Below are 13,206 nucleotides of genomic sequence, written 5' to 3'. Positions count from 1 at the left end.
TCAGCCCTCCTCCTGCTGTTCGGTTTCCGGGCCGGTGATCACGGCATCGGGGGCGGCGAGATCTTCCGGGGCGACGCCGCCGGTACGGGTGGGGTCGGCGGCCGCGGCGAGCACGGCGACGGCCCGCGGTCCGTCGAGGACGGTGGCGGTGCTGCCGGCACCAGCCAGCGCCCGGGCGGCATCGTCGGCCCGGCGCTTGAGCGTTGCCGCTGCCTGCCGCCCGTGGGCGGCAGGCTCGCGCACCACCAGCAGCACGCGGCGATACAGCAGCGTGTGGGAGGCGGCCAGGTCGTTGAGGAAGTCGGCGTGGGCGCGGGCGGCCTGCTCCAGTGCCGGGTGCGGCAACGTCGGTGCCGCGGCATCGAGGGCGGCAATCAGCGGGTCCAGACGTACCGATTCGGCGCGCACCAGGATCTGGACCGGAGCCGCCAGGGAGTTGAGGTAGGAGGCGAACCCGGACACGAGGGCGGCGCGTTCCTCCTCGGTGCGCAGCCCGACGTTGACGGTCGAGCAGTCGAGGACGAGGGCGGCGCCGTGCTCGCCCAGGTCGATCACCCCGTCGTCACCGATCGCTGAGACGGGCAGCTCCAGCGGTGCCGGGAGCGGGCCGGGATCGGCGCTGATCCATGACGGCACTTCCGCTGAGGACGGGGCGGTGGTGGCGCGGCGCTTGGGAGCGCGGTGGAACCGCACCGCCGCCACGAGGAGGCGGTCCAGGCTCAGCCCGTCGCGCTGGATGAGGGCGGCGGCCACCGCCGCTCCCATGAGCGGGACGGCCAGGGCGCCCAGCACCGGCAACGGCACCGCATCGCCCAGGGCGCTCCACAGGGCCCACAGGCCCAGGCCGGGGATCCCGATGATCAGCAGTTGGCGGGCTGAGAGGTTGGCCAGGAGCTTGTCTTCCCGCTCGATGTCGGCGGGCATGCGCACACGCATTCAGGACCTCCGTCCGGGGTTGTCGCGGCGGGGACGGTGGCGGGGCGTGGGACGGATCGGCCGCGGCTGAGGCGCCTGGTGATAGGGGGTTGGGCGCTCTGCACCACCGCTCGACTGTGCTGGCGGTCGAGGGGACGGGCCCGGGCGCACCGGTTCGGAGCCCCCCGGGTCGTTGCGGCCGTTCTCTCGCCTCGGCTGGGATGGCGCGGCCGGGCGCCGCGACGGGCGTCGCATCTGCGGTGTGGGCTCGAACAGCGCCTCCTGGCGCGCCGGAGGCGGGGTGCGCAGGCCGGGAATCGGCTCTTGACGCCCTTGGGGCGGGCCCTGCATGCCGGGCAGGGCCGGTTGGCGGTGCCAGGCCGGTCGGCTGCGCCGGCCCAGCGCGCCCTCGGGCAGGGTGGGCTGGACCCATCGGCGGCGCTCCCGCAGTCGTCGCTGCCGGGTCGGGTCGATCTGGCGATCGATACCCGGGATCGGCTGCTGCGGCTGTGTCTTCGGTGCCGGCATCTGCAGCGGCAGTCGGGGCTGGTGCCACCGCGCCGCCCGTGTCGGCGGGCGGCGTGCCGCCGTGGTCCGCGCGGCAGTGCGCTGGGCGCCCTGGCGCGCGGCCTGCCCTCCCGCCTTGGCCCCTTTAGCACCGGCCAGCGCCTTGCCGATGTTGCGGAACACGAGCAGGCTCACCGCCAGCTTCAGGCCCTTGACCGCCGGCGAGTTGCCCAGGTTGAACACCTGCTTGAACGCCCAGAACGGGATGCGCACCAGCACATACAGGCAGCAGATCAACAGCGCCACATCGGCCAGAGACCCCACGGTGCCGCCGGGATCCAGCGCCTGCATCTGCTCGCGGTTGAGGAACACGGTCACCGCGATGCGCAGCACCAGGGCCTGGGCCACCTGGATGATCAGCAGCGCCGACATCGCCCGCCACCACAGCCGGGCCAGCCCATCGGTCTGGGGCAGGGCGTGGCAGGCCAGCGCGATGGGCGCGATCGCCGTCAGCAGCAGCCACAGCACGATGCGAATCAGCACGGCGAAGTACAGGAACACCGCCAGGAGGTTGGCGACCAGGAAGAGCAGCACGACGATGAACAGCTCGCCCTCGGGGTTGGCGATGATGCGCCCTATGGCCTGGGCCACGCTCTCCGGCGTGGCGGTGTCGCTGACCAGCCCCAGGGCGGCTCCGTTGCCGACATCGGCCATCAGCGAGCACAGGAACCAGCTCGCGTTGGCGCCGACGAAGCCCAGCAGCACCCGCGGCAGGACCTCCTTGAGGCTGGCCGAGGTCTGCACGCTGGGGTTGGTCATCACCAGCACCCCGGCCACGGTGACCACCAGCACGTACACCGTGCTGGTCACCTGCTGGGAGATCCGCCAGGCGTCTTCGATGCCGGAGGTGGGCGGCGGGGTGGAGATCATCCCGACCGCGGCGGTGACCAGGCCGGCGTTGGCCATGTCGGTCACCGTCGAGATCAGCCACGTGTTGAGGGCCTCGGTGACCTTGCAGGCGTAGTCGAACGCGCCGCACTCCTGGCCCGCAGTGGGTGGCTCCTCCTGCACCCCGTTGCCGCTGTCATTGCCATCGGGGTCGGAGCTCGGTGTAGGCGTGGGTGCGGGAGAGGGCGCCTCTCTCGTCTGCGGCGGTTCGGGCTCGGCACCGGGCTGGGGCGGCGCCGGGGTCGCGGCCGCGGCCGGTGCCGCCCCGAGTGCCGCCACACGGGGTGCGGCAACCGGCACCAGCACCAGCAGTGCCGCGGCGCCCAGGGCAAGACCCATCCGGTGGCGGGTGCGCATCCTCAGCCCAGCCCGACGAAGCCGCGCAGGATCTCCACCAGGATCGGCGCGAGGATCGCGACCCCATAGCCCAGCGCGGAGTACTTCAGCGTGTCCTTGGCCTTGCTGACCTCGCCGGGATCCCCGCCGGCCAGCAGGTAGCGCAGCCCGCCGATGGTCAGCAGCAGCGTGGCCAGCGCCACCAGCAGGCCCACGAGCCAGTTGCGGATGTTGGTGATCACCTCACCCAGATCCGAGACTCCGGGCTGCTCGGCGCCCTGGGCCAGAGCGGCAGAACCCGGGGCGAGCACGAACAGGACGCACAGCAGCGCGCCGACGACAGCGACGCGCGCCGGGCGTGCGCGCGGGAGCGGCATAGTCGTCACCTCAAAAGAACGAACGAAAAGCAGGGGAGAAGGGGCGGGGAAGCGCCGACTCTCCTTTCTCGCGCGACGTGGAAACCGGGGGAGCGTTCGTTGGCCGCGTCCCCGCCCCTTACGTCCGGGCGGATAAATCGCCCGCACTCGTATATGCAGAATTCAGAGCCCGTCAGCGTCCACCGACGCGGCCGCTTTTCCGTCCTGGATGGTTTCGGCCAGGCGCGCGCAGGCGTGTTTGCGGCGGCGCCGCGCGGTCGTATACGACAACCCCAGCTCCCGGGCGACCGCTGTGAGCCGGTGGCCTTCCAGGTGCGTGCGCGCGACCAACTCCGCCTCTTGCGAGGTGAGCACGCCGCCGGCCACGGCCTCGGCCAGCACGGTCACCGGCCCGCGCGCACGAGGCAGGGCCGCCTCCCGGCGGGCGTCCTGGTGGGGGCGCTCGCGACGGCGCTGTTGGTCGCGCAGGTAGCGGTAGCGCTGCCCGGCCTTGCGCACCGCATAGACCAGCCGCCCACACACCGCCCGCGGCTCCGGATCCAGCGCGCGCATCTGGGCGATCAGGGCGCTGAGCATCTCGGCTTCCAAATCGGCCACGTCGGCGCCCAGGCCGCGGCACATCCGGTTGCGCGCGGCATACAGACCGGGCAGCGCCAACCCGGCCGCGATCACCGTCCAGGCGGCCTCACCGGTGCGTGCCCGGACGATCAGGCGCCGCCAGGCCTCATCGGTCGCCTCGGCCGTGGCTTCGGGCAGCCACGCGGCCAAATCCGCTGCGGAAAGAGAAGTGCGGGGTGCTCCGGTAATTCCCGCGGCATCCAGCAGCGGGCCGCCATGAGTGGCGGCGAGTGTGTCAAAGGAGCGGCGCAGCACGGAAAACGGCGTGGAACTCATGATGAACTCCCTCGCGTTGTCGGGAGTCACCAGTGATACACACCCGGCTTCGCCAAAAATGAGCACGATATTCGCAGTCGCGTGTGCGAAGAATCGGCGAAGACCCGGCGAACGAATCCCTCGATGTGCGGGCGCCCCAGCGCAGCCGGACGGAACTACGCCACATGCGGGGTGCGAACGCCGTGCGTACGCACACCCGCGAACCGATCCGGGCATGGGTGGACGCTGAGCGGCCCGGATTTCTGCATATACCAGTGGGACGTTCGTTGGCCGCCGCCGACACCAACCCATGGCCCTACGCGATCCGCACCGGCCCGCACCCGCGCTGAAGCTGCTGTCGCTGGGGGCGGGCGTGCAGTCCAGCACCCTGCTGCTGCTCGCCGCCCGCGGCGCGATCCCGACCTTCGACTACGCCCTGTTCGCCGACACCGGATGGGAACCCCCGGCCGTCTACCAGCACCTGCAGCGGATCGAAGCCGTTGCCGCCGATGCCGGGATCCCCCTGCTACGCGTTGCCGCCGGCAACATCCGCGACGACGCCCTCGACCCCCGGCACCGGTTCGCCGGCATGCCGCTGTTCATCCACGGCCCCCACGGCGAGCACCGGATGGGCCGGCGCCAATGCACCAGCGAGTACAAGGTCCGCCCGCTCAAGCGCGAGGCCCGCCGCCTGCTGGGCTATCCCCATCCGGCACGTGTCCCCACGGGGATCTATGCCGAGCAGGCCATCGGCATCAGCGTCGACGAGGTCCACCGCGCCAAGGACGCCGACGTCGGCTATCTGCGCAACGTCTTCCCGCTGCTGGACATCGGCTGGACGCGCCGCGACTGCGCCGCGTTCCTCACCCTCCACGGCCTCGGCGACACTCCCAAATCCGCCTGCATCGGGTGCCCGTTCCGCTCCAACGAGTCCTGGGCCGAGATGCGAGCCACCGATCCGGCCTCCTTCGAGGACGCCGTTGCCTTCGATGCCGCCATCCGGCACGGCCCTCCGGGCGCCACCGCGCGCGGCATGCCGCTTCATGGCACGGCCTACCTGCATCGCGACCGCATCCCCTTGGAACAGGTCGACCTGGGCATCGACACCGGGCCCGAGCCCGACGGGTGCTCGCCCTGGAGTTGCCGCGGCAGCGAGGAGCCGGACGGGGCGGACGCCGACAACGACGGAGGTGACCGGTGAGCCTGCACCTGATTCCGGTGAGTCTGGCCGAAGCCAAGGCCTTCATCGAGGTCTTCCACCGCCACCTGCCGCCCCCGCGCGGCCACAAGTTCAGCATCGGCGCCGCCGACGAAACCGGGGCGCTGGTGGCGGTCGCCGTCGTCGGGCGCCCCGTGGCGCGCGGGCTCGACGACGGCCGCACCCTGGAGGTCACCCGCCTGGCCACCGACGGCACGCCCAACGCCTGTTCGATGCTCTATGCCGCCTGCCGGCGCGCAGCCCGGGCCCTGGCCTATGAGCGCCTGCTCACCTACACCCGCGCCGAGGAGCCCGGCACCTCCCTGCGCGCCGCCAACTGGACGCCGGCGGCGGCATTGCCACCGCGCGAGGACTGGCACCCGCCCCGCCGGCCCCGCGCTCAAGGTTCGGCCCGTATCCGATGGGAGGCGCCATGATCCCCCGCCTGCTGTTCGTCTCCTCCATGTCGTTGCCGCGAATCAGTTGCTCCCGGCGCCCGTCTGCCGGGCGGCATTGCCGCCCGGTGTCGCTCGGCAACCAGCCAGCGGTTTCTTCGTCGGGTGTTCGCCGCCGCTTCGCCACTGCGGCGCGATCGGAGTCGGCACGCCCCCACGGGAGTGACCGACGCGGCGTATCCGGCAATGCCTACCGTTGCCGCACCGGCGCTTGCCCCGAGGTGATTCCGCTGTGACTCGACGGGAAGAAAATGCTTCTGACCAGCTAAAACATGGTGTCGACGGCGGTGCCGACGCCTATCCTGGCGGGCACGAAAGCCGCGAAGCGTCGGATAACCCCCAGCAGGTTCGGGTGGTCCTTCCCGATGACGCGCCCGTCCTCACTCCCCAAGCGGCCCGAGCGCTGCTGCGGATCATTCGCAGGGCATACGCACAGCGATTCGCAGCCGATGAGCATGCCCCTCGATCAGACGAGGAAGCAGGTGACCGATGACCCACAGGCCGGTCGGCAACCCGATCCGAAAGCCCGGCTCCGAACCAACAGACTTTGCTTTCCTCGGACGAGTCTCCACCGAGGACCAGCAGGACCCGGAATCCTCACGGCAGTGGCAGCGCTCGCGCGCTACCGCCCTGATCCAGAACCACGGTGGGCACATCGTCGAGGAGTTCTTCGACATCGACCGCTCCCGCTCGGTGCCGCCGCAGCGGCGCCCGCAGGCCAGTCGGCTGCTGGACCTGCTGGCCAACCCCAACCGCGGATTCGATGCGGTGGTAGTCGGCGAGCCGCAGCGCGCGTTCTACGGCAACCAGTTCGCGATGACGTTCCCTATGTTCGAGCACTACAGCGTCCAGCTCTGGGTGCCCGAGATCGGCGGGGCGATCGACCCCGCGAACGAGGCCCACGAACTGATCATGTCGATGTACGGCGGGATCTCCAAGGGAGAGCGCACCCGCATCAAGACCCGGGTGCGCGCCGCCATGACCTCCCAAGCTCAGATGGAGGGGCGCTGGCTGGGCGGGCGCCCGCCGTACGGATACATGCTGGAGGACGTCGGCCCGCACCCCAACCCCGCCAAGGCCTCCGACGGCAAGCGGATGCACCGCCTGGTGCCCGACCCGCAGACCGAGTGGGTGGTGCGGCTCATCTTCGCTCACTTCCTCAATGGGTGGAGCATCGGGCAGCTCGCCGAGCACTTGACCCGTGAGGGCATCCCCTCGCCCTCGGCCTACGACCGCAAGCGCAACCGGCACCGCTCCGGCGTCGCCTGGGCCAAGGGCGCCATCCGGGTGATCCTGACCAACCCGCGCTACACCGGCCGCCAGGTCTGGGCCAAGCAGCGCAAGGACGAAGAACTCATCGACGTCCACGACGTGCAGCTCGGCCACACCACCAAACAGCGCTGGAACGACAAGGACGAGTGGGTGTGGTCGGAGCGGATCATGCATGAGTCCTTGATCCCTCAGGAAGCCTTCGACCAGGTCCAGCAGATCCTGGCCGCGCGCGGGACCGGGCCGACCTCCCACAAGCCGCACCGGCGCCGCTACCCCTACGTGCTGCGCACTCTGCTGTTTTGCGGGGTCTGCGACCGGCGGATGCAGGGCCAGTGGACCAACAACGCTCCTTATTACCGGTGCCGGTTCCCCCAGGAGTACGCGCTGGCCAACAAGATCGAGCACCCGCGCAACGTCTACCTGCGCGAAGACCTCGTGGTGCCGCAGCTCGACGCCTGGCTGGCGCGGGAGTTCGCCCCCGACCGCATCGACGAGACCATCGCCGCCATGGCGGCCAATCAAGGACACGACGAATACGCAGCCCAGGAGCAGCGGATCCGTATGGAGATCGAGGAGTGCGAGCGCCGGCTTCGCCAGTACCGCGATGCCCTGGACGGGGGCGCGGCGGCCTCAGCCGTGATCGAGTGGATCACTGAGGCCGAGAACCAGCGCCAAGCCGCCCAGGCCAAGCTGAAGCGCCTGCAAGCCCCCAGCGATCGCTTGGACGAGGCGACCATCACCCAGATGGTGCATGAATTGGGCGACATCGTCCGGGTCCTGGAGGGGGCCGACTCCGATGACAAAGCCGAGCTGTACAAGCAGCTCGGCTTAAGGGCGACCTACAACCCCGGTGAGGAGACCGTTCAGGCTGAGGTGGTCCTCAGCCCCGATCTCATAGGAGATTCGAAAGTGTCCGAGGGGGGACTTGAACCCCCATGCCCTATGCGGGCACTAGCACCTCAAGCTAGCGCGTCTACCTATTCCGCCACCCGGACGTATCGCCCCGCACGCCGTGCGCTGGCTGGATTAACCATAGCAAAGGTCTGGGGCCGATCGGACATCGTTTCGGGCTTCGGGGGGAGCATGGAAGGGTCGGGACCGAAGTCTGCGGTGAAGAGGAGGCGGTCAGCGTCATGGTGGAGGCTGGTGACGGGGTGAGCGGGGCCGAGCGCGAGGTCGTGGATCTGTGCCGGGAGCTCATCGCCATCGATACGTCCAACTACGGCGACCACTCGGGTCCCGGGGAGCGGGCGGCGGCGGAGTACGTCGCCGCCAAGCTGGACGAGGTCGGGATCGAACCGACGATCTACGAGTCGCACCCGGGGCGCAGCAGCGTCGTGGCGCGCGTCCCCGGGGAGGATCCCGGACGGGCGCCGCTGCTGCTGCACGGGCACCTGGACGTCGTGCCCGCCGACGCCGCCGACTGGACGCACGACCCCTTCGGAGGCGAGATCGCCGACGGGTGCGTCTGGGGGCGCGGCGCGATCGACATGAAGGACATGGACGCCATGATCCTGGCCGTGCTGCGCCGGCGCATGCGCGAAGGGCGGCGACCGCCGCGCGACATCGTGCTGGCGTTCCTCGCCGACGAGGAGGCGGGCGGCACCTGGGGCGCCCGTTGGCTGGTCGACCAGCACCCCGGGCTCTTCGCCGATTGCAGCGAGGCGATCAGCGAGGTCGGCGGATTCAGTGTCACCGTGGCCGAGAACCGGCGGCTGTATCTGGTCGAGACCGCCGAGAAGGGCATCGCCTGGATGCGCCTCAAGGCGCGCGGCACCGCCGGGCACGGGTCGATGACCAACGACGACAACGCCGTGACCGAGCTCGCCGACGCCGTCGCGCGCCTGGGTCGGCACCGGTTCCCCGTGCAGCTGACCACGACCGTGCGCACCTTCATGGAGGAGGTCTGCGCCGAGTTCGGCATCGAGTTCGACGAGAACGACGTGGAGTCCACCGTCGCGCGGCTGGGCTCGGTGTCCAGCATGATCGGCGCCACGCTGCGCCACACCGTCAACCCCACCGTGCTCGACGCCGGTTACAAGGCCAACGTCATTCCCGGAACGGCTACGGCCGACGTGGACGGGCGTTTCCTGCCGGGGCTGGAGGACGAGTACTTCGCCGAGATCGACCGCCTGCTGGGACCCGGGGTCGACCGCGAGTTCATCCACCACCTGCCCTCCGTGGAGACCGGGTTCGGGGGCGGAATCGCCACCGCGATGTCGGAGTCGCTGCTGGCCGAGGACCCGGAGGCCAAGGCCGTCCCCTATTGCCTGTCGGGCGGTACCGACGCCAAGAGCTTCCAGTCGCTGGGTATCCGCAACTACGGGTTCGCGCCGCTGCGGCTGCCGGCGGACCTGAATTTCTCGGGCATGTTCCACGGCGTGGACGAGCGGGTTCCCGTCGACGGACTCCAGTTCGGCGTCCGGGTCCTCGACCGGTTCATCTCCATGAGCTGATCCCGCGCGGCCGGGGCGGCCCCCGGTGGCCCGGCGGCCCACTGCGGTTCGCCGGGGCCGCCGCCGGCCGGGACGCCGCCCCGGAAGCGCGGCCTTTGCCCGCTTTGTGACCTGCGGAGATCGGCTTGTGAAAAATCCTCGGCCGGTTGGCCGGTTTGCCGCTTCACATCGCCCTCGGTGATGCTACGGTAACTTTCAGTTCGCAAGGGTTCGGTTTTGCGGGCGCTTCACGCGGCCCGTCGGGCCGCTACCCGTAGCCGTGTTCGTCGAAAGGGCGAAGGTTGTCCATGGTGCTCGCAGGTCGCCTGAAGCGGGATCGCCCCGCTCTCGCGAACTGCCGTTCCATGGGTCGCGCCCTGCGCCGGGCGGGCGTGCTGACGGGGTTGGCCGCCGCCGGGTGGCTCCTGGGTGCAGCGGCCGCCGGCGCCGACGAGATCCCCGGCCCGGGCCTCGATCCCGTCGCCGAGGTCGCCGCCGAAGCCGGCGGTACCTCCGGTGAGTCCGGTGAGTCCGGTGAATCCGGGCCCGCCGCCTCCGAGGCGCCGGTGCTCGCATCGGTGGCCGAGTCCGACGGGGTGGCTGAGGCCGCCGACGCCGCAGAAGCCGGTACCCGTGGCGTGGTGGAGACCACGGCGCAGGGCACCGGTGAGGTCGTGACCGGCACTGTGCGCGCTGGCCGCGAGGTCGGCGGTTTCGCCGACGGGTCCCTGAGCGAATCCGAGCTCGCCGGAGCCGTCTCCGACGGGATCGGCGGCGATGCGGGTCGCCTCCAGGACCACCTGGAGCAGACCGTCGACCAGGGCCGGCAGGCCGGGCTCGACGACGTCGCAGGGGAATTCGGGCCGCCGCAGAACGGCGCCGCGACCGGCGAACCCGGTCGCGACGGCGAGGCGGCCCGCCAGCAGAGCGCACCCGCCGAGGGGGCCGCTTCCGCAGCCGACTCGGGCGTACCGGCGCAGCGGTCCGAGGCCGAGGCCCTGGCCGCCGCTGCCCCCGCCGACCCTGCCTCCGGCGGGCCCGACCAGTCCGCCGGCTCTGCCGACGTTCCGGATCCGCTGACCGGGTCCGCCTTGAGCGACACCTCCGACTCGACCGGAACGGTGTCGCCCTCGCCGGTCCCCGCCGCACCCACGGGCTTCGAGACGAACCGCGCCAACGCGCTGCGGCTCGTCGGCCAGCGGGTCGCCCTGCCCGAGGACCCGGCCGTGGTCGTCCGCTACACCGCCGACGACCCGTCGTTCTCGCCTGACTAGTACGCGCCGCTCCGGCGTGCCCACGGCGCACGCCTGACCGCGGCGCGCTTTCTCGCGCCTTTCGCCGAAGCCGGCGTGCGCCCGTTCCGCTCGCCTCCGCTCCGCGGCACCGCGTCTGCCGACCAGCCGCCGCGCGAGCATTCCCGTCACATCAGTACGACTCGTCACAAGGAATCGCCTTATGTCCAGGAAAACGACCACGGTGTTCGCCGCCCTCGTAGCGGCCGGCTTCTTCACCGCAGCCCCGATCGCCTACGCCGACACCACGACCAGCGGGAACGGATCCGTTCTCGGAGGCAATCAGGCCGGCGCCGACGCCGACATCCCGGTGAACCTGTGCGGCAACGCCGTCGCGGTGCTCGGGACCGCCGGCGCCCAGTGCGCGGGAAGCGGGGCCTCCACCGGGGACTCCGGATCCTCCTCCGGCGGCGCCTCGGTTTCGGAGTCCGAGGGGGACACCACCACCGGTGGTAACGGGTCCATCGGCGGCGGCAACCAGGTCGGCGCCGACGCCGACGCCCCGGTGAACGTCTGCGGCAACGCCGTCGGGGCGGTCGGCAACGCCGGCGCCGACTGCGAGGGCGAGAGCAAGGAGACCCCGCCGCCGGACGACGAGACCACCCCGCCCGGATACGAGACCCCGCCGCCGGACGACGAGAGCACGCCGCCGGACGACGAGAGCACGCCGCCGGACGACGAGAGCACGCCGCCGGACGACGAGAGCACGCCTCCCGACGACGAGAGCACGCCTCCCGACGACGAGACTCCCCCGTCCGACGACACGTCGACGCCCCCGGTGAACGGCGCCGGCGACGACCTTCCGGTCACCGGGGCGGGGCTGCTGCCCCTGCTGGTGGCCGCCGGAGGCGCCGTCCTCGCCGGGCTGGGCCTGCTGGCCCTCGTCCGCCGCAAGGCCGACCACTCCTGATCCGTTCGGCTCCCCGGTCGCCATGACCGGGGGGCTGACGCGAGCCCCGCGTCACGGCCACGCCGCGGGACTCACGTCAGCCTCTCCTCAGCCGGAGGGGAGCTGCTCGGGAACCCGCCGCCCGCCGGACGCCGATCCCGGCGCCGGGCGGGAGCGGGACCCGCGCTCCGCGCAGCCCGCACCTTCCAGGTGCGCAGCTGCCGAGCGCCCCCCGGCCGCGTCTGCGAGCGCCCCCGCCAGGGGCGAGAGCGCCGCGGCCCCGCATCCATCTCACTCAGCTGCACAAACGTTTCGAAAGGACTCCCACATGCGTACGTGGGTTCGCACATCCGCAAAGACGGCAGTGCTCACCGCCGGCTTCGTCGCCCTGGGCGCCGGCGTCTCCTTCGCCGACAGCCACCCCACCACCACCGGGAACGGCTCCGCGCTGAGCGGCAACCAGCTGGTGGGCAACCTGGACGTCCCGGCCAACGTGTCGGGCAACGCGGTCGGCGGGGTGCTGGGCACCGCGGGCGCCTCCTCCCACGGTGACGGCGCCGCCGTCGTCGACGAGGGCGGCAGCGGGCCGCACACCTCGGGGAACGGCTCGGTGCTGAGCGGCAACCAGGCCGTGGTCGACGGCGACGTTCCGGTCAACGTGTCGGGCAACGCGGTCGGCGCGGTGCTGGGCACCGCGGGCGCCTCCTCCCACGGCAGCGGATCGGCGGTCGTCGAAGGCGACGGCGGCCACCACCACCGGGGCGACACCGTCAGCTCCAGCGGCAACGGGGCCCTGGCCAGCGCCAACCAGCTCGTCGCCGACCTGGACGTCCCGGTGAACGCCTCGGGCAACGCCGTCGGCGCGGTGGCCGGAGTCGCCGGTGCTGCCGCGCACGACACCGGTGCCCTGGTCGCCGAGGACGCCCACCACGGCATGAGCCACGGCTCCGACGGCTACCACCGCGAACAGCAGGCGGCTCCGGCCGAGGCCGGCGGCCTGGTGGAGTGGGCCAACCTCGGCCGCCCGCTCCACCTCAGCCCGGACGCCGTCGACGCCGGCCCCGTCCTGCACCAGCGCGCCGGTGACGGCGGCGACAGCATCATGACGTCGGGCAACGGGTCGCTGCTGGGCGGCAACCAGCTCGTCGGCGACCTGGACGTCCCGGTGAACGCCTCGGGCAACGCGGTCGGCGCGGTGGGAGGTGTCGCGGGGGCGGCTTCCCACGACTCCCACGCGATCGTCGCCGACGACGGCGACGACATCACGACCTCGGGGAACGGGTCGCTGCTGGGCGGCAACCAGGCGGTGGTCGACGGCGACGTTCCGGTCAACGTGTCGGGCAACGCGGTCGGCGCGGTGCTGGGCACCGCGGGGGCGGCTTCCCACGGCGACGGCGCCGCGGTGATCGAGGGTGCGGGCGGCGACGTCCGGCACACCGCCGGCGAGACGGTGCCGCAGGCGGCCGGATCCGTGCCGGAGGCCTCCGAGGTCGTCGACCGGACCGCCGAGGAGCTGCCGCTGCGCAACGAGCTGCCCGACCCCTCCGGTGTGCTGCCGCTGAACGCGGAGGTGCCCGGTACGGAGGCGATCGAGGCGCAGGTGCCCGCCGACAGCGCCCCCGAGGAGCTGAGCGGCCTGGCCGACGCGACCGAGCAGGCGGGTTCCGCCGGCGGCGTCGGGGACCAGGTGGAGGACCTGGGCCTGTAGG

10 protein-coding genes, 1 tRNA gene and 1 pseudogene are annotated in these 13,206 nt (G+C 71.8%); 7 read left to right on the top strand and 5 right to left on the bottom strand.

The window, feature by feature from the left end:
* The 4 genes from HNR25_RS08975 to HNR25_RS08960 all read right to left on the bottom strand — a co-directional run bounded on the left by HNR25_RS08975 (window position 1) and on the right by HNR25_RS08960 (window position 3,977).
* Window positions 1–936, bottom strand: coding sequence for a PrgI family protein (locus HNR25_RS08975; protein WP_184634202.1), 936 nt, complete (start codon window positions 934–936; stop codon window positions 1–3).
* The gene (locus HNR25_RS08970; RefSeq protein ID WP_184634201.1) at window positions 937–2,709 is read right to left on the bottom strand and encodes a TrbL/VirB6 family protein; all 1,773 of its coding nucleotides are present in this window, start codon (window positions 2,707–2,709) and stop codon (window positions 937–939) included.
* Between the two features lie 20 nt (window positions 2,710–2,729).
* Window positions 2,730–3,083 carry a pilin gene (locus HNR25_RS08965; protein ID WP_221457469.1) on the bottom strand — a complete coding sequence of 118 codons (354 nt, stop codon included), beginning with the start codon at window positions 3,081–3,083 and terminating at the stop codon, window positions 2,730–2,732.
* Between the two features lie 162 nt (window positions 3,084–3,245).
* Window positions 3,246–3,977: a sigma-70 RNA polymerase sigma factor region 4 domain-containing protein gene (locus tag HNR25_RS08960; RefSeq protein WP_184634200.1), complete on the bottom strand. Its 732-nt coding sequence runs from the start codon at window positions 3,975–3,977 to the stop codon at window positions 3,246–3,248.
* 289 nt (window positions 3,978–4,266) lie between these two features.
* Between HNR25_RS08960 and HNR25_RS08955 the strand changes: the two genes are divergently transcribed.
* The 3 genes and pseudogenes from HNR25_RS08955 to HNR25_RS27040 form a co-directional block, all read left to right on the top strand.
* A complete protein-coding gene (locus tag HNR25_RS08955; protein ID WP_184634199.1) occupies window positions 4,267–5,157 on the top strand; it encodes an adenine nucleotide alpha hydrolase family protein in 891 nt (296 codons plus the stop codon).
* A complete protein-coding gene (locus HNR25_RS08950) occupies window positions 5,154–5,591 on the top strand; it encodes an XF1762 family protein (RefSeq protein ID WP_312862428.1) in 438 nt (145 codons plus the stop codon). Before HNR25_RS08955 ends, HNR25_RS08950 begins: the two co-directional genes overlap by 4 nt.
* Window positions 5,592–6,098: 507 nt before the next feature.
* Window positions 6,099–7,253 (top strand): annotated as a pseudogene (locus tag HNR25_RS27040) (recombinase family protein); the annotation flags it as partial.
* Between the two features lie 538 nt (window positions 7,254–7,791).
* Here HNR25_RS27040 and HNR25_RS08940 read toward each other — a convergent pair.
* Window positions 7,792–7,876, bottom strand: a tRNA-Leu gene (locus HNR25_RS08940).
* A 138-nt stretch (window positions 7,877–8,014) separates the two neighbouring features.
* Between HNR25_RS08940 and HNR25_RS08935 the strand changes: the two genes are divergently transcribed.
* From HNR25_RS08935 to HNR25_RS08920, 4 genes are all read left to right on the top strand, one after another.
* Window positions 8,015–9,337, top strand: a complete 1,323-nt coding sequence (locus HNR25_RS08935) for a M20/M25/M40 family metallo-hydrolase (RefSeq protein WP_184634198.1) — start codon at window positions 8,015–8,017, stop codon at window positions 9,335–9,337.
* Window positions 9,338–9,681: 344 nt separating this feature from the next.
* Entirely contained in the window at window positions 9,682–10,590 is a 909-nt protein-coding gene (locus tag HNR25_RS08930) for a hypothetical protein (RefSeq protein ID WP_184634197.1), read from the top strand.
* 181 nt (window positions 10,591–10,771) lie between these two features.
* Complete coding sequence (locus HNR25_RS26440; RefSeq protein ID WP_184634196.1) at window positions 10,772–11,518, top strand: chaplin family protein; 747 nt, start codon at window positions 10,772–10,774, stop codon at window positions 11,516–11,518.
* Window positions 11,519–11,825: 307 nt separating this feature from the next.
* On the top strand, window positions 11,826–13,205 hold the full coding sequence (locus HNR25_RS08920; protein WP_184634195.1) for a hypothetical protein: 1,380 nt from the start codon (window positions 11,826–11,828) through the stop codon (window positions 13,203–13,205).
* Window position 13,206: the final 1 nt, after the last annotated feature.

It is taken from the genome of Streptomonospora salina (assembly GCF_014204715.1).
Lineage (GTDB): Bacteria > Actinomycetota > Actinomycetes > Streptosporangiales > Streptosporangiaceae > Streptomonospora > Streptomonospora salina.
The sequence above is the reverse complement of the archived record's forward strand: the minus strand, read 5'-3'. Positions and strand labels throughout refer to the sequence as shown.

What these genes read in the sequence shown, in the direction of transcription:
- HNR25_RS08960 (WP_184634200.1), bottom strand. Translation starts at nt 3,977, where the DNA reads ATGAGTTCCACGCCGTTTTCCGTGCTGCGCCGCTCCTTTGACACACTC.
- HNR25_RS08935 (WP_184634198.1), top strand. Translation starts at nt 8,015, where the DNA reads ATGGTGGAGGCTGGTGACGGGGTGAGCGGGGCCGAGCGCGAGGTCGTG.
- HNR25_RS08975 (WP_184634202.1), bottom strand. Translation starts at nt 936, where the DNA reads ATGCGTGTGCGCATGCCCGCCGACATCGAGCGGGAAGACAAGCTCCTG.
- HNR25_RS08970 (WP_184634201.1), bottom strand. Translation starts at nt 2,709, where the DNA reads ATGGGTCTTGCCCTGGGCGCCGCGGCACTGCTGGTGCTGGTGCCGGTT.
- HNR25_RS08965 (WP_221457469.1), bottom strand. Translation starts at nt 3,083, where the DNA reads ATGCCGCTCCCGCGCGCACGCCCGGCGCGCGTCGCTGTCGTCGGCGCG.
- HNR25_RS08955 (WP_184634199.1), top strand. Translation starts at nt 4,267, where the DNA reads ATGGCCCTACGCGATCCGCACCGGCCCGCACCCGCGCTGAAGCTGCTG.
- HNR25_RS08920 (WP_184634195.1), top strand. Translation starts at nt 11,826, where the DNA reads ATGCGTACGTGGGTTCGCACATCCGCAAAGACGGCAGTGCTCACCGCC.
- HNR25_RS08930 (WP_184634197.1), top strand. Translation starts at nt 9,682, where the DNA reads ATGGGTCGCGCCCTGCGCCGGGCGGGCGTGCTGACGGGGTTGGCCGCC.
- HNR25_RS26440 (WP_184634196.1), top strand. Translation starts at nt 10,772, where the DNA reads ATGTCCAGGAAAACGACCACGGTGTTCGCCGCCCTCGTAGCGGCCGGC.